Source organism: Pseudomonas sp. MM213 (assembly GCF_020423045.1).
In the GTDB taxonomy this organism is placed as follows: Bacteria; Pseudomonadota; Gammaproteobacteria; order Pseudomonadales; family Pseudomonadaceae; genus Aquipseudomonas; species Aquipseudomonas migulae.
In genome coordinates, this window is record NZ_CP081943.1 from 4,863,668 (window position 1) to 4,883,367 (window position 19,700).

A 19,700-nucleotide genomic window follows, 5' to 3' on the forward strand; every position below is an offset into this window, starting at 1 on the left:
GAGCCTTATACCCTACGCCAGACACTCGCCAACCAAGGCTGCTGCTCCCGCGGCAACCCCGCTGGCCGGTAGTAATGCTCCAACTCCACAAACCCCGCCGCGGTCAGCAAACCCTGCCACGCCTGAAGATCGTGATAAGCCCCATACCGCGGCCCATTCCACCCCTCCTGATTCTCACCACGCGGATTGGAACTGAACAACACCCCACCCGGCCTCAACGCCCCGCGCAATTCCTTCAACACCCGTGGCAATTCCTGACGCGGAATATGAAACAGCACCGCATTGGCAAAAATCCCGTCAAAGCGTTCAGCCGGCAAATCAAGCTTCAGAAAATCCTGCTGCCACACCTCGCAACCACTGTCTTCACGCGCCATTTTCGCAAACTTTTCCGAACCGTCGAGGCCGACCGCGGTGTGGCCCATGCGCGTGAACGTCTGCAAATCCCGACCCGGCCCACAGCCAAAGTCGAGGATGTCGAACGGCGCCTCACCCTGAATATGCCGCAGCAGTGCGTCGATGTTCTGGCTGACATCGTGATCACGCGTCCCTTCGCGAAAACCTTCGGCCACCGAGTTGTAATGACCGAGGGTGGTGGAGGTGATTTTCTCAAGGTCGTCCGGGGTTTGTTTCATGGCGGGCTGCGCAGGCAATTGGGATTCGCCGAATATACGCCATCAGGTCCGGGGCTGCTTCGCAGCCATTCGCGGGCAAGCCTCGCTCCTACAGGTTTCACACCGTCCAGAAGATCACGCGAACCCTGTAGGAGCGAGGCTTGCCCGCGAAGGCGATTTAACGGTCAACCGATTATTCAGGCCGGTTTCCGGTGTGCTTCATCCCCAGACATTCAATGGACCGATCAACCATCGCCTTGGCAATTTCCAGCAAATGCCAAATAGAGAACACCATGGCCCTGTCGGCCCCTTTCAGTTGATCGCCACACCGATAAGCGGTGACCGAGGCGCAGCGCAGAAGGTCGGCGACATAGAGTTGCGTGTCCTCGAAGTTCACGTCCTGGCTGACGTTGTAGAAGCGCAGTTCGTCCGGTGCGCCGGTATGTTCGCGGGTGAGGTAAAAATCGATTGCGTGGTAAAGCGCTGAACGTCCTTTGAGCGGATCGTCGTTGTCTTTGCTTGAGGATTCGGGAGGTGGATCGGGGACTGGTTTTTTCATTGGTAAAACTCCTGGTACTCATTGGAGCCAACCGATATCGCGACTAAACGAACAGGGGTGGCGGCTGCACGCAGGTTAGTCGACCGGATACCAGGAACTCCGGCGCACCCGAGGGTGCCCTGCGCACAGCCACCATAACGTTCAGGCATTAACAAACACCCGACACGAGGTAGCGCTGTGCGCCTGGTAGGTCCGAGCGACTAAACCCGATCACTGATGAGCAGTGACGGACCGAGACTAGCCAGCGGATTTGCCAGGCGCAAGCGTGCGGAATCATCTAGGAAACGTCCTGCAAATGAAAGGGATTGGCCTTGTAGGAGTGCTGATTTCTCTGTGGGAAAACTTCCCGACTTGTAGTTAATTTCCTACCGCTAACCTTGATTCAGCGTTTGTTCAACCCCCGTCCCCTCCAACACTCTCGGTGCGGCTACCTGTTACTTCTTACAGTATCGGCCCGGCCCAAAAAGGCTCAGTCTTATCTCCACTCGAGCGAAGGACCGTCGATACCGTGAACGCTCACCCACACACGCCGACCCTGTCGGTCATGGACCCGCGAGCCTTGGCGATTCGCGAGGTGGGCTATTGCCGGCATCCGGACGAGAACGTCATTGCTTCGCGCATCACCCGGCAGGTTTTCGATGCTGCGGGGCGTTTGGTCGAGTCGTGGGATCCCCGTTTATGGGCGTCTGCGTCTAAGCCGAATCTGGCGACGATCCATGGGTTGAGCGGCCATCCCTTGCTGACGGACAGCGTCGATGCCGGTTGGCAACTGAGCCTGTTGAATCAGGCCGGTTCGCTGCGTTCGTTCTGGGACGCCAGAGGCAGTCAGCGTCACATCGACTTTGACGATCAGCAACGTCCGATAGCCGTCACTGAACAGCCCGCCGAAGCACTACCGCGCGTGGTCGAGCGATTGACTTACGGCGGCTCTGCTCCGGCATTCGCAGTGCATAACCAATGCGCAAAGCTGATCCGCCACGATAATCCAGCCAGTACCCGCTTCGTCCCCGACTTCGGTTTGGCCGGCTCGCAATTGAGTGAAAACCAATGCTTCCTGATCGACCTTGAACCACCGGACTGGCCAAGCGAGTTCGAGGCTCGGGACGCGTTGCTGGAAGATCAGTCGTTTGTCACGCGGCACGTCTTTTCTCCCACGGGCGAGATTCAGCGCCAGACCGATGCCATGGGTAATGACCGGACCTTTGCCTACGATGTGGCGGGCAGGTTGAGTGAAACCTGGCTGCTGATGGCTGGAGAGGGCAGACCACCACAACAACTGGTCAGCGACATCCGCTACAACGCCCACGACCAGATCGAAAGCGAAATCGCTGGCAACGGTGTGAAAACGCAAGCCGAGTACGACGCCGAGAACGGTCGGCTGATTCGGTTGGTGGCGACAGTCGGAAGTCAGAAGCTGTTGCAGGATTTGCATTATGTCTACGATGCGGCGGGCAACATCATCAAGCTGGAAGACAAGGCCCAAGCCGTTACCTGGTTCAACAACCAGCGCATCGAACCGATCAATCGTTATCGCTATGACAGCCTGTCCCAACTGGTCGAAGCCAGCGGCTGGGAAGTTGCCAACCCCAGCCACGGACCCGCATTGCCGGATTTACTGCCCACACCGCTGGACCCCAATCAGCGGCGCAATTACACCCAGCGCTTCGAGTACGACGCGGCGGGCAATCTGATCACCCGCCAGCACAGTGGCGCGCCGGGTTTCTCGATGTTCACCTCCGCCCGCAGCAACCGCAGCCTGGCGCAGCGGGACGATGGTTCATTGCCCGGTGAGTCGGAAATCGAGTCAGGCTTCGATGCCTGCGGCAATCAACTGGAGTTGCAGCGCGGCCAAACCATGACCTGGGACATCCGCAACCAGTTAAGCCGGGTGACCTTGGTCAAGCGCGGCGATGAACCCGACGATTACGAAGGCTACGTCTACGACCGCCCTGGCCATCGGCTGCGCAAAGTGCATTTCAACCGGACCAGTGGCCGTACAGGGCGTTCTGAAGTCCGTTACCTGCCCAACCTGGAAATCCACCGCCAGGCCGATGGCGAAGAGCGCCATGTCATCAGTATCGAAGCGGGACGTTGCAGTGTTCGGTCCTTGCACTGGCCCGAAGGAACCCATGCCGATCAACTGCGTTACAGCCTCTGCGACCACCTTGGTTCCAGCACATTGGAGCTGGATCACGAAGCAGGCGTGCTGACTCAGGAACACTATTACGCCTTCGGCGGCACCGCATGCTGGGCTGGTAAAAATGCGTTGGTGGCGAAGTACAAAACGTTTCGCTATTCCGGCAAAGAGCGGGATGTGACAGGGCTCTATTACTACGGATTCCGGTATTACGCGCCGTGGTTGCAGCGTTGGATGTGCCCAGACCCGGCAGGAGACAAGGATGGGCTGAATCGCTATGCGATGGTGAGGAACAACCCGATTAATTTCTACGACTGGCAAGGCACGATATCGATTCCAGTCGATATTTTTATCGCCGATATCGTCAACTCAAGCAGTAAAACCATTTATAGCGGATGGTTCGAGGAGCTGATGTGGGATCAAGAGAAAAACACGTTCATGAGTACTGGTCCGGTATATACCCGAGGAATGGAGGTGATCCAGGGGGCGGATTCCGAGTGGTACCCATCATCTTTCGGACATGCCATTGCTGCATTTCGTGATCAGGACGGCAAGCTGCGTCTATTTGCCAACATGCATTATCAGCACATGGGCATCCAGCCTGGCATGGGCCTTCCAGAGTTCGCGGGGCTGTTGAAAGTTGATAAACAAGACCCTTCAAAACTCGTCATCAACAATCATTCCGGCCACTACAAACCCGAATCCTCAATTGACGTTGAGGCGATGATTCGCGAGATTGCTCCGCAGCAACAGTCAGTGAGCTATGCCCCGATTCCCGAGAGCTCGTCGTTTGATTCAACACTTCGAATCAATTCTATTGACTCGCCCGAAACGTATGAGCGCCTGGTGAACATGTACAAGCGAGATTTCAATGGCTTGATCACCTACCTGAAAGAACAAGGTGTCTGGGAAGCCGCCAAAGCGAATTTTGGCGAAAGTGAAGGCCTGAACATCATTTTCAAGATGGAGGCTAAAGGGATGACCGCCCAGCAGATCTACAATGAAGAATCTATGTTGGGACTTGCCAAACCATTGGCTGAGCCCGTGCAACCGTCCATTGGCACCAGCCGAGTCACACGTCCACTCGTTCAGAATAAGACCAAAAAAACTTCATTTTTCCGATCTCTTGGCCACCGATTGGGTCAGCTATATGCGAAGTGACAGCTAGTTCTTTATTGCTTGAACGGGAGGGGGCAGGTGTTTGCGAAATGCTCCCCTCGTTGAGGTCATTCATTTGCTTCAGCGTTTGTTCAACCCCCGAGCCAACCGATCCCCACCCAACTGAATCACCGCCACCAACACCACCAGCAACACAATCACCGTCAACATGATCTGGCTATCAAACCGCTGATACCCATACCGATAAGCAATGTCCCCCAACCCACCCGCACCAATCGCCCCGGCCATGGCCGACGAGTTGATCATGGTCACCAAGGTGATCGTGAAACCACCGACAATCCCCGGCAACGCTTCAGGCAACAGCACATGCCAAACGATGTGCCAACGCCGGCACCCCATCGCCTGCGCTGCTTCGATCAAACCGTAATCCACCTCACGCAAACTGACTTCGGCGATACGCGCAAAGAACGGCGTGGCCGCAATCGTCAGCGGCACCACGGCCGCCCAGACTCCGTAAGTGGTGCCGACGATGAGCCGGGTAAACGGAATCAACGCCACCATCAAAATCAAAAAAGGAATCGAGCGAAACAGGTTCACGAACGCACCCAAGGCGCGGTTCAGCGCCGGTGCTTCGTAGATCCCGCCCTTGGAGCTGGTGACCAGGATCACCGCCAGCGGAATCCCCGCCAGCAGCGCGATCAACGACGACACGCCAACCATCAAAAACGTGTCGATGAAACCTTGCAGCAACCGATCAAACCACATAACCCAGCACCTCCACCTGTTGTGCCCAGTTGCCGGCGCGTTGACGCAGTTCCTCTGCGCCGAGCGGTGAGCCGGTCACCGCCAGCAGCAATTGCCCCAGCGCATGGCCCTGAATCCGTTCCACGCCACCTTGCAGCAAACGCACGCGACCGCCGAGGGCTGCAAACAACGCGGCCAGATCCGGTTCGTCGGTGGCGCTGCCGGTGAATTGCAAACGCAGGACCACGGCGGCGTCGGACGACTGTGGCTGCGCCTGGAGACGACTTTGCAGCTCCTGCGGCAATGCGTGTTGCAACGGCGCCAGTAAGGTCTTGCTGACCTCATGCTGCGGGTTGCCGAAGACTTCCCACACGGGGCCTTGCTCGACGATGCGGCCATGCTCCAACACCACGACGCGGTCGCAGATGTCGCGGATCACCGCCATCTCGTGAGTAATCAGCACGATGGTCAGGCCCAGGCGCTGATTGATCTCGCGCAGCAGGCCGAGAATCGATTGCGTGGTCTCCGGGTCCAGCGCCGAAGTGGCTTCGTCGCACAACAGAATCTCCGGGTCGTGCACCAGCGCGCGGGCGATGCCGACGCGCTGTTTCTGTCCGCCGGAAAGCTGCGCCGGGTAGGCCTTGTGCTTCTCTTGCAGGCCGACCAGTTCCAACAGTTCACGAACTTTCTGCTCGCGTTTTTCCTTGGGCACGCCGGCGACTTTCAGCGGCAATTCGACGTTCTGCCAAACCGTCTTGGCCGACATAAGGTTGAAGTGCTGGAAGATCATGCCGATGCGCCGACGCAGCGCCACCAGGCGGTCTTCATCGAACTCGCCGATGTCCACTTGATCGATCAGCACACGCCCCGTGCTCGGTTGTTCGAGGCGGTTGATGGTGCGGATCAGCGACGACTTGCCGGCGCCGCTGCGGCCGATGATGCCGAACACTTCACCGCGCTGGATTGCCAGGTCGATGCCGTGCAGCGCCGCCACCGGACCTTGCTGGCCGTTGTAGGTTTTGCCCAGGCCGATGAAGCGCACGTGAGCACGGTTCAGGTCGGGGTGCAGTTCGGTCTGTTCGGCTTTTTGAGGCTCTGGAATATCCAGTCGCCGTTGGATCGCGGCCGTCATTCTCAGCTTTCCCAACCGGCTTGATAGAGTTTGCCGTGGGCCTTATCCAACGCTGCGCGAACGGCTGGCGAATGCTGGTAGATGTCGACGAATTTGATCAGGCGCGGGTCGGCTTTGTTTTTTGGCTGGATCACGAACTGGATCACGTATTCCTTGTGATCGAGGCCGTCGAACAGCAACGCGGAACCGGCATCGAAGGTCTTCGCCAGGCGGATGTAGGCCGGGTAGCCCTGCACCAGATCGGCGTCGTCATAGGCGCGCACCAGTTGCACCGCTTCGACTTGCAGGATTTTGATTTTCTTCGGGTTGGCGATGATGTCTTCTTCGGTGGCCTTGTAGCCGACACCCGGCTTGAGCGTGATCAGGCCGGCCTTGGCCAGCAGTTGCAGGCCGCGACCGCTGTTGATCGGGTCGTTGGCGATGGCGACGCTGGCGCCTTCCGGCAGTTCGTCGAAGCTTTTGTATTTCTTCGAGTAGAGGCCGACGTTGTTGATGATGCCTGGTGCGAACGGCACCAGGTCAAAACCGGCGGCGGCCTTGGCGTTTTCCAGGAACGGCACGTGCTGGAAGTAGTTCACGTCGATGTCGCCGGCGGCGAGGCTGACGTTGGGCGCGATCCAGTCAGTGAACTCGACGAGTTCGACTTTCAGGCCTTGTTTATTGGCTTCTTCGACGGCGGCTTCCAGCGGGATGGCGAAGGCGGCGGTGGTGCCGACTTTCAGCGGCGCGTCGGCGGCGAAGGTGATTGAGCTGAAGAGGCCGAGGGCCAGGGCCAGTGCTTTGACTGGGTGAGAGAAGTAGTTCTTGGTCATGATGTTTTTTCCAGTCAGTGCATAAATTTGGGGTGTTTGGACGGGCCTCTTCGCGGGCAAGCCTCGCTCCTACAGGGGATTGCAGTGCCCCTGTAGGAGCGAAGCTTGCTCGCGAAGCTTTTAACGGCGGAACGCGGAACCGGTGTGTTGCTCAGGTAAATGCGCCTCTGCGTGAAACAGCTTCTCCCGCAGGCTGCCGTCGTCATAAGCGGTCTTGTACGACCCACGCCGCTGCAACTCGGGAATCACCAGTTCGATGAAATCCACATAGCTTTCCGGCGTGACAATTCGTGTCAGGTTGAAGCCATCCAGCCCGGTTTCGGCGATCCAGGATTCCAGCTCATCGGCCACTTGCTCAGGTGAACCGACCACCGTGATGTAGCGGCCACCGAGCGCGTGTTGCTCAAGCAATTTGCGCCGGGTCCAGTCGTTGTTTTGCAGGTTTTTGGTTGCCGATTGAATCGCGTTGCTCTTCACGTACTGGATCGGTTCGTCGATGGCGTACTCGGAAAAATCGATCCCGGTCGATGCCGAGAAATGCGCCACGCCGGCCTCGGCACTGGCGTAGCTCAGGTATTCGGCGTGCTTGGCCCAGGCCAGCTCTTCGGTGGCGCCGACGATCACGTTCAGCCCCATGAACACCTTGATGTCCTCAGGATTGCGCCCGGCTTCAACGGCGCTGGCGCGCACCTTGTCCACCTGAACCTTGGTCGACGGTTTGTTCTGGCCGCTGATGAACACACACTCGGCGTGGCGCCCGGCGAACAGCAAACCGCGATCCGAACTGCCAGCCTGGAACAGCACCGGTGTGCGTTGCGGCGAAGGTTCGCAGAGGTGATAACCCTCGACTTGATAGAACTCGCCCTTGTGTTCGACCTTGTGCACTTTGTCGGGCTGCGCGTAGATCCGTTGCTGCGGATCGTTGAGCACCGCACCGTTTTCCCAGCTGCCTTCCCAGAGTTTGTAGAGCACTTCGAGGTATTCGTCGGCCTGGTCGTAACGACGGTCGTGCTCGACTTGTTCGCTCAGGCCCATGGCCTTGGCGGCGCTGTCGAGGTAGCCGGTGACGATGTTCCAGCCGACCCGGCCGCGACTCAGATGATCGAGGGTCGACATGCGTCGGGCGAACAGATACGGCGGTTCGTACGTCAGGTTGGCGGTCAGGCCGAAACCGAGGTTTTTCGTCACCGCCGCCATCGCCGAGACCAGCAGCAGCGGGTCGTTGACCGGCAACTGGATCGATTCTTTCAGCGGTACGTCCACCGAGTTCTGGTAGACGTCGTACACGCCGACGATGTCGGCGATGAACAAGCCGTCGAACAAACCGCGCTCCAGCAACTGCGCCAGTTCGGTCCAGTACTCGATGGTCTTGTATTGAGTCGAGGTGTCCCGTGGGTGCGTCCACAAGCCATGGTTGATGTGCCCGATGCAGTTCATGTTGAACGCGTTGAGCAGGATCTTCTTTTTCTCACCGGCCATCAGATGGTCCCTCGCAACGGAGGGTTTTCATCGTTGAGGTAGTAGTTGCCCACGGCGTGATACTTCCAGCGCACCGGGTCGTGCAGCGTGTGTACCCGAGCGTTGCGCCAGTGGCGATCCAGTCCGTGTTCGATCAGGGTCGCCTGGCTGCCGGCCAGTTCAAACAGCGTGCTACCGGCGGCAAGGGAGATTTCGGTGCTGATGGCGCGGGCTTCGGCGACGGCAATCGACGCGGCGGCAACCGTCTCGGCGTTGGTCTGGGCCTGAGCCTTGTCGAGGAATTCGCCGGAGCGTTCCAGCAGGGCTTCGGCGGCGTGCAGACGAATGCTCAGGTGGCCGAAGCTCTTGATGGTCAGCGGGTCGTCGATGGCTTTTTCATGCGTGGCGTCGATCCATGGCCGGGTTTTGGTCCGCACGAAATGCAGCGCGTCTTCATAGGCAGCGCGGGCGATGCCGGTGTCGATGGCGGCGTGAAGAATCTGCGCCAACGGGCCTACCGGGGTCGGGCGTTCGAAGGCGCTTTGAAACGGGATCACGTCTTCGGCGGCCACAAAGACGTCTTCGAACACCACCGAACCGCTGCCGGTGGTGCGCTGGCCGAAACCACTCCAGTCGTCGATGACTGTCAGGCCTTTGCTGTCGCGTGGTACGAATGCGAGTTGCTGCACGCCGTTTTCATCCACCACCGAGGTCGGGATGCGCTGCGCGTAGATCGCGCCTGTTGCGTAGAACTTACGGCCGTTGATGCGATAGCCGTCCCCGTCGCGGGTCAGACTGGTGACGCGGTCGTGGGCGGTTTTGGTGCCGAGTTCGGCGAGTGCATTGCCAAAACGTTGGCCGGCCAGCACTTCTGCATAGAGACGTTTTTTCTGCTCGGCGCTGCCGTTCACGCGCAGCACTTCGAGGGCGTAAAAATGGTTCTGCGGAATTTGCCCGAGGGAGCCGTCAGCCTGGGCGATCAAGGTGATCACCTTGGCCAGCGTGACGTTGGAAACCCCGGCGCCGCCGTACTCTTTTGGCACGCTGATGCCCCACAGACCCGAGCGGGAAAACACTTCCAGTTCCGGGTGCGGCAAACGGCGTTCACGGTCGCGCAGGGCGCTGTCGCGTTTGAAATCTTCGGCCAGGTCACTGGCGACGATCAGGGCTTGCTCATCGCTGGTTATGACCGCGACGTGGTGAGAAATTGTCATGTGTTTCTCCAGGTGTCTGGTCGTTAAATCCAGGAGTGGCGAGCGGGGAGCGTGCCGTTGAGGTGATAGGCGCCGACGGCGTGATACTTCCAGCGCACCGGATCGTGCAGCGTGTGCACGCGGGCGTTGCGCCAGTGGCGGTCGAGGTTGAATTCGGCGAGGGTGGCGCGGCTCCCGGCCAGTTCGAAGAGCTTTTCGCTGGCCTGCAGCGAGATCTCGGTGGTCAGCACCTTGGCTTCGGCCACGGCAATCGAGGCTCGGGCGGCGGACTCGGCGGTGAGCGGCGCGGCGTTGACCTGATCGAGTACCTGCCCGGCTTTGCGCAGCAGCGCTTCAGCGGCGTGCAGTTCGATTTTCAGTTTGCCGATGTCGGCGATCACATAAAGATCATCGCTGGCGCGTTCGACCTTGGCGTCGATCCATGGGCGAGCGCGGGTTTTCACGAATTCGATGGCGTCGTCGATGGCGCCGCGAGCGATGCCGGCGTCGATGGCCGCTTGAATCAGCTGCGAGACGGCGCCCTGGATGTTCGGCTTGTCGTTGATCTTCCAGTTGTCCACCACCTGCTCGGCGTCGACCCGCACGTTGTTGAGCAAAATGGTGCCGCTGGCGGTAGTGCGCTGGCCGAAACCGGACCAGTCATCAACGATCCGCAAGCCCGGTGTGCCGCGACGGACGAAGGCCAACACTTGCTTGCCGTCGTCATTCAGCGCCTTGACTGCCACCCAGTGGGCGAAGAGGGCGCCGGTGGAGTAGAACTTCTGCCCGCTGATGACAAATCCGTCGCCGTCGGCGGTGATCCGTGCCTTGAGTTCCAGGGTGTTTTTAGTGCCGCGCTCCGGCCCGGCATTGCCGATGCGCCAACCTTCGAGCACGCTCTTGAACAGCTGTTTTTTCTGCGCTTCGGTAGCGCTGCCGAGCACCAGGTTGAGAATGCCGAACTGGTTCTGCGGGATCTGTCCCAGTGCCGGGTCGGCTGCGGAAATGATCGCAAAAACATCGGCCAGGGTGACGAACGAAACCTGCGGGCCGCCGTATTCGCGAGGGATGGCAATGCTGCCCAGGCCGCTGCGGGTGAACTGTTCGATTTCCGACCACGGCAGCTTGCGCTGACGGTCGCGTTTAGCCGCTTGTTGGCGGGCGACCTGCGCCAGCTCATGGGCGGCCTTGATCGCTTGTGCGTCGTTGCGCAAAACCTGCGCGGGCAACAACAACGGGGCGATGTCCAGATCACTCTGGACGATTGCATCTGCCAGACTGGACATCAGTGCCGCTCCTTGGCTGCTGCACGCAATGCCCTGGCGATCTGCACTGGGGTGATTGTGTTCCGGACCATACCTACCTCACATCTCATGGAACGCCGCGATGGATGCGGCGAAGTAAAAACAAGAATGTCCGGTGGTCCGGTTTATATACCCTAAGCGTGTATAAAAATTAAATAAACTAACTTTTAGGAATATGGATAGAAGTGTGTCGTGAGCAACTGTACGCAGGGCAACACTTTGTTCTTGTAGCAACAGAAACAGTCAGCGATCGGCTTTTGTAGGAGCGAAGCTTGCTCGCGAAGGCGTCAGTTCTGACATGACGCGTTATCGTTTTTCGCGAGCAAGCTTCGCTCCTACAGGGGATGCCATGGATCTCAATTTTTTCGGGATTCTGCGGCCATGAGCACTTCCCTCTGCGGGATTTTGAGATACGGATTGGCACACCCAATCTTCAACGTACGCGCCGGCGCCCAGCGAGAGTTGTTACCCACGCGGTCTAGGATGCAGTAGGTCACTTCCAGCCGCAGGTCTTCGCCGGCTTCGAGAATGATCGCCGGCGGCACCCAGACCTGAATCGGCTGGCCCACATCGCCGGCCTTGAGCCGTGGCAGGTCCATGCGCACATCGCCCCAGCGCAGGGTGATTTCATCGTCGATGGCCATGTTCAGGTACGGCTCGATGGTCAAGGGAACGCCGCGCTTGATCTGGTTCGGGTTGACGCCCTGACGGCGGATGGTTTCGGGAATGCTCACCGGCGCCAGGCTCTGGATTTCATCGCCGTACAGGGCGGAGGGCTGGCCTCCCGGGCAGTCGAGTTTGACCTGTACGCGGGTCGTCGGTGACAGCGCTGGCCCATGGCCGACCTGCATCAGTCGGTAGTGAATGCGAGAGGAGCCGTTGGCGATGAAGCTTTGCGGCACGCGCAGGCTGACGGATTTGCCGACGTCCAGGGTGTTCAGCACCCTGGAGGCCACGTAGCAGTTGTCCCAGAACAGTTCGATCAAGTCGCCTTCGTCCATGCCGGGATAAGGCGCGACGGCGATCAGCAGGTGAGAAGCCGAGGTGATGTTGATGCCGCTCCGGTGGGATTGCTCCACGGTCGGTGCCGCAAGTTCGGGTTTTTTCGAAATATGTTTCATGGGTTTCTCCTTGAAGTCTTGCAGCGAAGTCCGTTTCTGAAAGAACTGATTGGCCGAGCCACAAACGGCTCATTACTTGCGTATGAACAATGATTGAACGTGATGAGTTCGTTTGCCGGAGACTAGATAAGAGTGCGCTGGAATAAGTGTCAATAGAGTTGGTTAGTTAAGTAACGAATCTTTCGTTATTCAGAAAGCTCCTACGCTTTCAGGTCCGGAAGCCCCATCGACTTGTCGAACAAACCCACCGAATCAGCGGTTTTTGGAGGTGGGGGGCGCCGGTTGTTCGTGTGGCAATGCGCAAGTGTTTTGTGGATTTTAGGCGAGGATAATCTGTCGCAGGACATATATATGTACCGCACACGATTATTGAAAGAGGGTTAAATTGTAAGAGTGGTTTTAGTGGCAGTTGCAGGGGGGTATGAAGTTTCGATGTAACTTCCATCCGTGGAAGTTTATGTCGCTGTTATGGCTGCTCAGTGTTGAGCGTTGTTCAGGAACTTGCTGAGAAACTGTTTTGTCCGTTCTTCTTTCGGATGGGCAAACAATTCTTTGGCTTCGCCTTGCTCGACAATCACACCCTTGTCGAAAAACACCACTCGGTTGGCCACGTCGCGGGCAAAGCCCATTTCGTGGGTCACGATGACCATGGTGCGCTTCTCCTCGGCGAGGCTGCGGATGGTCGCCAGCACTTCCCCCACCAGCTCCGGATCGAGTGCCGAGGTGGGTTCGTCGAACAGAATCACTTCCGGTTCCATCGCCAGCGCACGGGCAATCGCCACACGCTGTTGTTGTCCACCGGAAAGGCGTCGCGGGTACGCGTCTTCCTTGCCTGCCAGGCCAACCCTGGCCAGCAGCTTTTTACCCAGGGCAACGGCTTCGGCGTGCGCGATCTTCTTGACGATGATCGGGCCTTCGATGACGTTTTCCAGGGCGGTGCGATGCGGGAACAGGTTGAAGTTCTGGAACACGAAGCCGACGTGCTGACGCAAGCGCCGCACCAGGCTCTGCTGCTGGTTCAACGGGCGGCTGCCATCGATCTCGATGTCACCGACCTTGATCCGGCCGCTGGAGGGTTCTTCGAGAAAATTCAGGCAACGCAGGAACGTGGTTTTCCCCGAGCCGCTCGGCCCGATGATTGCCACCACCTCGCCTTCCTTCACTTCCAGATCAATGCCGTTAAGCACTACTTGACCCTTGAACTGCTTTGTCAGTTTTTCCACGACAATCATGGGGTCAGGACTCCTGGTCGTGCCGATTGACCCGCTCTTCCAACTTGTTCTGCAGGTGCGAGAGCACCGTGGCCAGAACCCAGTAGATCAGCGCGGCGGCAAGATACATGGTGAAAATTTCGAAAGTCCGGGCGGTAATCAGCTGCGCCTGACGGAACAGTTCCGGCACCTGAATGGTGGCGGCCAGCGCCGTGTCCTTGACCAGCGAGATGAAGCTGTTGCCCAGCGGCGGCAATGCCGTGCGCATCGCTTGCGGCAGGATGGCCCGGCGCAATGTCTGCGCGCGGGTCATGCCGATACTCGCGGCGGCTTCCCACTGGCCACGCTCGATGGAGCTGATCGCGGCACGCAGGATTTCGCAGGCGTAAGCGGCCATGTTCAGCGAGAAGCCGATCAGGGCCGCCGGCAGCGGATCAAGTTCGATGCCCAATTGCGGCAAGCCGTAATAGATCACGAACAGTTGCACCAGCAACGGCGTGCCGCGAAAGAACGACACGTAGATGCGGGCCAGCCAGCTCACCAGTTTGAAGCGCGACAGGCGCATCAACGCCAGGCCGAAGCCCATCACCAGGCCGAAGAACATCCCGCCCAGGCTGAGGATTACCGTGTAGTACGCGCCCTTCAGCAGGAAGGGCGCGGAGTCCAGCGCAAGTTGGAAAGCTTCTCCCATTATTTGGTGACGTCAGCGCTGAAGTATTTTTCCGAAAGCTTTTTCAGCGTACCGTCGGCACGCAGCTTGTCGATGGCCTTGTTCACTGCTGCCAGCAACTCAGGCTCGCCTTTGCGCAGGGCAATGCCGGCTTCCTGACGGGAGAACGCTTCGCCGGCGGCGGAAGTGTCCTTGGCCTTCTTGGCGTATTCCAGTGCAGCGAGGCGGTCGATCAGGATGGCGTCGGTGCGGCCGTTACGCAGGTCTGCGAACTTGCTCGGATCATCTTCGTAGGTGCGCACATCAGCGGTCGGCACGTTGGCTTTAACCCACTGCTCGTAGTTGGTGCCCAGGCCTACGCCGACTTTCTTGCCAGCCAGGTCGGCGGCAGACTTGATGTTCAGCTCGGCAGCCTTTTTGGTCAGCACCAGCGCCTGAATCCCGGAAATGGTGTACGGCTCGGAGAAGTCATACTTCTTCTTGCGCTCTTCGGAGATGGTCACCTGGTTGACCACTGCGTCCAGACGCTTGGATTCCAGCGCCGCGAGGATGCCGTCCCATTTGGTCGGTTGCAGTTTGACCTTCACGCCCAGCTCTTTGGCCAGGGCTTCGGAGAACTCGACTTCGAAGCCGGTCAGTTTGCCGTCGGCGTCAACGAAGCTGAACGGTGGGTAAGTGCCTTCCAGGCCGACGTTGATCACGCCAGCGTCCTTGATTTTTTGCAGTTGCTCACCGGCAACCGCTTGCCCCAGCAGACCGGCGCTCAGCGCCAGGCCCAGCGAACCCACCAGCAGATTTCGACGTAGTGCGGAAAAATTCATGACAAGCCCCTGTGATTTCTTATGAAGACGCTTTTAGGAATGTTGGCAAAATCGGGATTTGGACGACTGCGATATCCTGCCCTAAAGCAGCGTATGCGTCTCGCTGCAAATTCGCCTGCGGCGTGACTATATGATGGTGCTTATAGATAGGAAAATAATAAATATTGCGTTTGTTATTCCTTAAAGGAATATGTGTCGGTTAGACCGCTATCGCCAGCAAGCCGGCTCCTACAGGGGTTGTGTCGGACTATAAATTTCTTAACGACACAAAACCTGTAGGAGCCGGCTTGCTGGCGATAGAGCGCAAAGCGCTCTTAAAAAGCCGAATCGTAGGCAAACAACGCCGGTGCCCCACCGGTGTGCAGGAAAATGATCGGTCCTTCATCAAAACGCTGACGCCCAATCCCGTCCAGCAACCCCGCCATCGCCTTGCCGGTATACACCGGGTCCAGCAACAGGCCTTCCTGGCTCGCAACCAGTTTTACCGCCGACAACGTCCCGGCATTCGGCTCGCCATAGCGCGGGCCGAAATATTCGTCCCACAACTCAACCTTGAAACTCGCTGGCAGGCTGACGCCCAACAGCGCTGCGGTGCGTTCGGCGAGGCCTTGAACCTTCGGCCGCTGATCTTCTTCGCTGCGTGAAACCGTCACGCCAATCACTGGCAAATCCGGCAGTGCTTCGCTCAACGCGAGCGCCAGGCCGCTGTGGGTCCCGGCGCTGCCCGAGGCCAGCACGACGGCGGCGAAGGTCAGGCCGGTGTCCTTGATCTGTTCGGCCAATTCCAGCCCGGCGCGCACATAACCCAGGGCGCCCAGCGCATTGGAGCCTCCAATCGGCACCAGATACGGTTTTTTGCCGTTGCTGCGCAGGCGTGCGGCCAATGCTTCCAGTTGCTCGTCAGCGTTGTCGAGGTTGTCCACCAGCTCGACCTTGGCATCGAACAGGTCAAGCAGCAGCCGATTGCCGTTGCCGACATAGTTGGCGTCTTCGGTGCCCAAAGGATTTTCCAGCAACGCTACGCATCCCAGGCCCAGTTTGGCGGCGAGGGCGGCGGTCTGGCGCACGTGGTTGGATTGCAGCGCGCCGGCAGTGATCAGCGTGTCCGCGCCCTGGGCCAGCGCATCGGCTCCCAGGTATTCGAGTTTGCGCAGCTTGTTGCCGCCCATCGCCAGCGGCGTCAGGTCATCGCGTTTGACGTACACGTCGCGGCCCAGCCAGGCTGACAGGCGTTCGAGTTTTTCCAGAGGGGTCGGGTGGCCGAGCAGATCGAGGCGGTCAAAACGGGCGAGCTGTTGTTTGATCATGGGTCCGTACTGGCGGTGAGAGATGTCAGGACTATAGGCACGCCCAAATGCATGGGCAACCGGCAAGATTACTTATAGCCAAAAGTGCTGAGCACAGCACAATCAGTTCTTAATTCGGTTTCCAGACCTTGCCGTAAAGTAATCGCCGTCAGTGCGGCCAGACAGTCCGGCCGCCCGTGTGGAGTTTTTACCGTGAGCGAGCGTTCCAGCCATTGGCAATTGCAGACCATCGTCAGCCAACTGCGCACGGCGCGTGACGAGTGGCGTGCACAAAACGGCCGCGCCAGCGGCGAGCAGGGTGGCCGCGAGTTGCCTTCCCGAGCGGCCATGGCGGAGATTCTTGAAGCGTTGTGCGGGGCGTTGTTCCCGATGCGTCTGGGGCCGGTGGACCTGCGTGAAGAGAGTGAAGATTTCTACGTCGGTCACACGCTTGATGTCGCGTTGAATGCATTGCTGGGGCAGGCACGGCTCGAACTGCGTTACGCCGCCCGCCACAGTGCCTCGGCCGACACTGAAGTCGAAGCCAAAACAATCCAGATCATCCAGGACTTCGCACTCGCCCTGCCGGGCCTGCGCAGCCTGTTGGACACCGATGTGCTGGCGGCCTATCACGGTGACCCGGCGGCCCGCAGCGTCGATGAAGTGCTGCTGTGCTATCCGGGGATTCTGGCGGTGATTCACCATCGCCTCGCGCACCATTTGTACCGTGCCGGGCTGCCGCTGCTGGCGCGGATCAGTGCAGAAATCGCGCACTCGGCGACGGGTATCGACATTCACCCGGGCGCGCAGATCGGCCGCAGTTTCTTCATCGATCACGGGACCGGCGTGGTGATCGGCGAGACCGCGATTATCGGCGAGCGTGTGCGGATTTATCAGGCCGTGACCCTGGGTGCCAAACGCTTCCCGGCGGATGAAGATGGTCAGCTGCAAAAGGGCCATCCGCGGCATCCGATTGTTGAAGACGATGTGGTGATTTATGCCGGCGCGACCATCCTGGGGCGGATCACCATCGGCAAGGGCTCGACCATTGGCGGCAACGTTTGGCTGACCCGCAGTGTGCCGGCAGGGGCCAACCTGACGCAGGCGAATTTGCAGCATGATGATGGGACGCAGAAGTAAGGCCCGAAGGCTTTAGCGGCCTTTCTGACGCCTTCGCGGGCAAGCCACGCTCCTACAGGTTTTGTGTCGAACAATAGATCTATGAACGACACAAAACCTGTAGGAGCGAGGCTTGCCCGCGAATGGTTTCAAGCCGATCCGAGACAATGGCATCCACCCAATTCCCCACTGAACAAATCCCCCAAACCCCACGTCATACCCATCCTTGAGCTAGCGTACGAACACGACCGCCGAGCCCTGCGATTAGTCCTTAGCCCCCTATCCATGTTTAACTTGAACGCTCATTCAAGTTAAACCGTCGGTTTGCTGCCCGCTCACAACAGGAGGCTTGCCCTTGCCGAGTCCGTTATTGATTGCCCGGTTTCACCCCCTCGAGGTGCACCTTTCATGAGTGCATCGTCCACCCCCGCCAGCGGCCAGATCCGCATGAATCCGCCGGTGTTTTACTTCGCGGCGACCTTTATTTTTCTGTTCGGCATCGTCGTTATCGCCATGCCTGAACAAGCCGGCGCCTGGTTGCTGCAAGCGCAAAACTGGGCGGCCAATACGGTCGGCTGGTATTACATGCTCGCGATGACGCTGTATCTGGTCTTCGTGGTGGTCACCGCCTTGTCCGGCTACGGCAAGATCAAGCTCGGTGCCGACCACGACGAGCCCGAATTCAGTTACCTGTCGTGGGCCGGCATGCTGTTCGCCGCCGGGATCAGCATCACGCTGTTCTTCTTTTGCGTGTCCGAACCATTGACCCATCTGTTGCAACCGCCGCAAGGCGAGGCCGGGACAGCGGACGCGGCGCGCCAGGCGATGCAGATTCTGTTTCTGCATTGGGGCCTGCACGGCTGGGGCGTGTTTGCCTTCGTCGGCATGGCGCTGGCCTACTTCGCATACCGCCATAACCTGCCGTTGGCCTTGCGTTCGGCGCTGTACCCACTGATCGGCAAACGCATCAACGGCCCGATCGGTTATGCGGTGGATGGCTTCGGCATCATCGCCACGGTGTTCGGCCTCGGTGCCGACATGGGCTTCGGCGTGTTGCACCTCAACTCGGGCCTGGATTACCTGTTCGGCATCGCTCACACCCAGTGGATTCAGGTCGGCCTGATCACGCTGATGATGGGCGCGGCGATCATCGTCGCGGTGGCTGGCGTCGATAAAGGCGTGCGGGTGATGTCCGACATCAACATGCTGCTGGCCTGTGCGCTGCTGCTGTTCGTGTTGTTCGCCGGCCCTACGCAGCACCTGCTCAATACCCTGATCCAGAACCTCGGCGACTACCTCGGCGCCTTGCCGATGAAAAGTTTCGACCTCTACGCCTACGACAAACCCAGCGACTGGCTGGGCGGCTGGACGGTGTTCTACTGGGCGTGGTGGATCGCGTGGTCGCCGTTCGTGGGTCTGTTCATCGCACGGATTTCCCGTGGCCGCACCATTCGCGAATTCGTCTTCGGCGTGCTGTTGATCCCGCTCGGTTTCACCCTGGCGTGGATGTCGATTTTCGGCAATAGCGCCATCGACCAGGTGCTCAATCACGGCATGAGCGCGCTCGGCATGTCGGCCATCGACAACCCGTCGATGACGCTGTACCTGCTGCTGGAAACCTACCCGTGGAGCAAAACCGTGATTGCGGTCACGGTGTTCATCAGCTTCGTGTTCTTCGTCACCTCGGCCGATTCCGGCACCGTGGTGCTGTCGACACTCTCGGCCAAGGGCGGCAACCCGGATGAAGACGGGCCGAAATGGCTGCGGGTGTTCTGGGGCGCGATGACCGCGCTGGTCACCAGTGCGCTGCTGTTTTCGGGCAGCATCGATGCGCTGAAGTCAGCGGTGGTGCTGACTTCGTTGCCGTTTTCGATGATCTTGCTGCTGATGATGTGGGGGCTGCACAAGGCGTTTTACCTGGAGTCGCAGAAGCAGATCGCGCAGCTGCATTCCCTGGCGCCGGTGTCCGGATCGCGGCGCGGCGGTTGGCGTCAGCGTTTGAGTCAGGCGGTGCATTTCCCGTCGCGGGATGAGGTCTATCGCTTCCTCGACACGACGGTGCGCCCGGCGATTGAAGAGGTGTCGGCGGTGTTCGTCGAGAAGGGTTTGAACGTGATCACTCAACCCGATCCGGCAAACGACAGCGTCAGCCTGGAAATCGGTCACGGCGAGCAGCATCCGTTCATCTATCAGGTGCAGATGCGTGGCTACTTCACGCCGTCATTCGCCCGTGGCGGCATGGGGCCCAAGCAACTCAACAATCGCCGTTATTATCGGGCCGAAGTGCACCTGAGCGAGGGCAGTCAGGACTACGATCTGGTGGGCTACACCAAGGATCAGGTCATCAACGACATCCTCGATCAGTACGAGCGGCACCTGCAGTTTTTGCATCTGGTGCGTTGA

The 19,700-nt window shown here is 59.1% G+C and carries 16 protein-coding genes; 3 read left to right on the forward strand and 13 right to left on the reverse strand.

The features are described from left to right. Positions 1-5: 5 nt before the first annotated feature. Together K5R88_RS22260 and K5R88_RS22265 are read right to left on the reverse strand one after the other, a co-directional pair. Positions 6-632 carry a class I SAM-dependent methyltransferase gene (locus K5R88_RS22260; RefSeq protein WP_226298368.1) on the reverse strand — a complete coding sequence of 209 codons (627 nt, stop codon included), beginning with the start codon at positions 630-632 and terminating at the stop codon, positions 6-8. Between the two features lie 172 nt (positions 633-804). Then, positions 805-1,170, reverse strand: coding sequence for a DUF6124 family protein (locus K5R88_RS22265; RefSeq protein ID WP_223452771.1), 366 nt, complete (start codon positions 1,168-1,170; stop codon positions 805-807). A gap of 508 nt (positions 1,171-1,678) precedes the next feature. Between K5R88_RS22265 and K5R88_RS22270 the strand changes: the two genes are divergently transcribed. After that, positions 1,679-4,468 (forward strand): RHS repeat domain-containing protein, encoded by a 2,790-nt coding sequence (locus K5R88_RS22270; protein WP_226298369.1) that lies wholly within the window; start codon positions 1,679-1,681, stop codon positions 4,466-4,468. 78 nt (positions 4,469-4,546) lie between these two features. Here the strand turns inward: K5R88_RS22270 and K5R88_RS22275 are convergent, their stop codons facing one another. The 11 genes from K5R88_RS22275 to K5R88_RS22325 all read right to left on the reverse strand — a co-directional run bounded on the left by K5R88_RS22275 (position 4,547) and on the right by K5R88_RS22325 (position 16,199). Continuing rightward, entirely contained in the window at positions 4,547-5,191 is a 645-nt protein-coding gene (locus tag K5R88_RS22275) for a methionine ABC transporter permease (RefSeq protein WP_192226712.1), read from the reverse strand. After that, on the reverse strand, positions 5,181-6,302 hold the full coding sequence (locus K5R88_RS22280) for a methionine ABC transporter ATP-binding protein (protein WP_192417255.1): 1,122 nt from the start codon (positions 6,300-6,302) through the stop codon (positions 5,181-5,183). The genes K5R88_RS22275 and K5R88_RS22280 overlap by 11 nt, the downstream gene beginning before the upstream one ends. A gap of 2 nt (positions 6,303-6,304) precedes the next feature. After that, positions 6,305-7,114: a MetQ/NlpA family ABC transporter substrate-binding protein gene (locus tag K5R88_RS22285; protein ID WP_192226716.1), complete on the reverse strand. Its 810-nt coding sequence runs from the start codon at positions 7,112-7,114 to the stop codon at positions 6,305-6,307. Between the two features lie 120 nt (positions 7,115-7,234). Then, on the reverse strand, positions 7,235-8,593 hold the full coding sequence (locus K5R88_RS22290) for an LLM class flavin-dependent oxidoreductase (protein WP_207285576.1): 1,359 nt from the start codon (positions 8,591-8,593) through the stop codon (positions 7,235-7,237). Next, positions 8,593-9,786, reverse strand: coding sequence for an SfnB family sulfur acquisition oxidoreductase (locus tag K5R88_RS22295; RefSeq protein ID WP_226298370.1), 1,194 nt, complete (start codon positions 9,784-9,786; stop codon positions 8,593-8,595). Before K5R88_RS22295 ends, K5R88_RS22290 begins: the two co-directional genes overlap by 1 nt. Before the next feature lie 23 nt (positions 9,787-9,809). Continuing rightward, a complete protein-coding gene (locus K5R88_RS22300) occupies positions 9,810-11,051 on the reverse strand; it encodes an SfnB family sulfur acquisition oxidoreductase (protein ID WP_226298371.1) in 1,242 nt (413 codons plus the stop codon). A 374-nt stretch (positions 11,052-11,425) separates the two neighbouring features. After that, positions 11,426-12,190 carry a hypothetical protein gene (locus tag K5R88_RS22305; protein ID WP_226298372.1) on the reverse strand — a complete coding sequence of 255 codons (765 nt, stop codon included), beginning with the start codon at positions 12,188-12,190 and terminating at the stop codon, positions 11,426-11,428. A 476-nt stretch (positions 12,191-12,666) separates the two neighbouring features. Continuing rightward, the gene (gene tcyN, locus K5R88_RS22310; protein WP_008032484.1) at positions 12,667-13,422 is read right to left on the reverse strand and encodes an L-cystine ABC transporter ATP-binding protein TcyN; all 756 of its coding nucleotides are present in this window, start codon (positions 13,420-13,422) and stop codon (positions 12,667-12,669) included. A 4-nt stretch (positions 13,423-13,426) separates the two neighbouring features. Continuing rightward, on the reverse strand, positions 13,427-14,092 hold the full coding sequence (gene tcyL / locus K5R88_RS22315) for a cystine ABC transporter permease (protein ID WP_008032482.1): 666 nt from the start codon (positions 14,090-14,092) through the stop codon (positions 13,427-13,429). After that, the gene (gene tcyJ / locus K5R88_RS22320) at positions 14,092-14,892 is read right to left on the reverse strand and encodes a cystine ABC transporter substrate-binding protein (RefSeq protein WP_008032479.1); all 801 of its coding nucleotides are present in this window, start codon (positions 14,890-14,892) and stop codon (positions 14,092-14,094) included. Before tcyJ ends, tcyL begins: the two co-directional genes overlap by 1 nt. A 314-nt stretch (positions 14,893-15,206) precedes the next feature. Further along, a complete protein-coding gene (locus K5R88_RS22325; RefSeq protein WP_008032477.1) occupies positions 15,207-16,199 on the reverse strand; it encodes a D-cysteine desulfhydrase in 993 nt (330 codons plus the stop codon). 192 nt (positions 16,200-16,391) lie between these two features. Here K5R88_RS22325 and epsC point away from each other — a divergent pair, with 192 nt between their 5' ends. After that, positions 16,392-17,318, forward strand: a complete 927-nt coding sequence (epsC, locus tag K5R88_RS22330; RefSeq protein ID WP_008032476.1) for a serine O-acetyltransferase EpsC — start codon at positions 16,392-16,394, stop codon at positions 17,316-17,318. A 426-nt stretch (positions 17,319-17,744) separates the two neighbouring features. Further along, positions 17,745-19,700: a choline transporter BetT gene (gene betT / locus K5R88_RS22335; protein WP_177318889.1), complete on the forward strand. Its 1,956-nt coding sequence runs from the start codon at positions 17,745-17,747 to the stop codon at positions 19,698-19,700.

Excerpts from the sequence above, each read along its gene's own strand:
- K5R88_RS22260 (WP_226298368.1), bottom strand. The coding sequence starts at position 632 with ATGAAACAAACCCCGGACGACCTTGAGAAAATCACCTCCACCACCCTC.
- K5R88_RS22265 (WP_223452771.1), bottom strand. The coding sequence starts at position 1,170 with ATGAAAAAACCAGTCCCCGATCCACCTCCCGAATCCTCAAGCAAAGAC.
- K5R88_RS22275 (WP_192226712.1), bottom strand. The coding sequence starts at position 5,191 with ATGTGGTTTGATCGGTTGCTGCAAGGTTTCATCGACACGTTTTTGATG.
- K5R88_RS22280 (WP_192417255.1), bottom strand. The coding sequence starts at position 6,302 with ATGACGGCCGCGATCCAACGGCGACTGGATATTCCAGAGCCTCAAAAA.
- K5R88_RS22285 (WP_192226716.1), bottom strand. The coding sequence starts at position 7,114 with ATGACCAAGAACTACTTCTCTCACCCAGTCAAAGCACTGGCCCTGGCC.
- K5R88_RS22290 (WP_207285576.1), bottom strand. The coding sequence starts at position 8,593 with ATGGCCGGTGAGAAAAAGAAGATCCTGCTCAACGCGTTCAACATGAAC.
- K5R88_RS22295 (WP_226298370.1), bottom strand. The coding sequence starts at position 9,786 with ATGACAATTTCTCACCACGTCGCGGTCATAACCAGCGATGAGCAAGCC.
- K5R88_RS22300 (WP_226298371.1), bottom strand. The coding sequence starts at position 11,051 with ATGTCCAGTCTGGCAGATGCAATCGTCCAGAGTGATCTGGACATCGCC.
- K5R88_RS22305 (WP_226298372.1), bottom strand. The coding sequence starts at position 12,190 with ATGAAACATATTTCGAAAAAACCCGAACTTGCGGCACCGACCGTGGAG.
- tcyN (WP_008032484.1), bottom strand. The coding sequence starts at position 13,422 with ATGATTGTCGTGGAAAAACTGACAAAGCAGTTCAAGGGTCAAGTAGTG.
- tcyL (WP_008032482.1), bottom strand. The coding sequence starts at position 14,092 with ATGGGAGAAGCTTTCCAACTTGCGCTGGACTCCGCGCCCTTCCTGCTG.
- tcyJ (WP_008032479.1), bottom strand. The coding sequence starts at position 14,892 with ATGAATTTTTCCGCACTACGTCGAAATCTGCTGGTGGGTTCGCTGGGC.
- K5R88_RS22325 (WP_008032477.1), bottom strand. The coding sequence starts at position 16,199 with ATGATCAAACAACAGCTCGCCCGTTTTGACCGCCTCGATCTGCTCGGC.
- betT (WP_177318889.1), top strand. The coding sequence starts at position 17,745 with ATGAATCCGCCGGTGTTTTACTTCGCGGCGACCTTTATTTTTCTGTTC.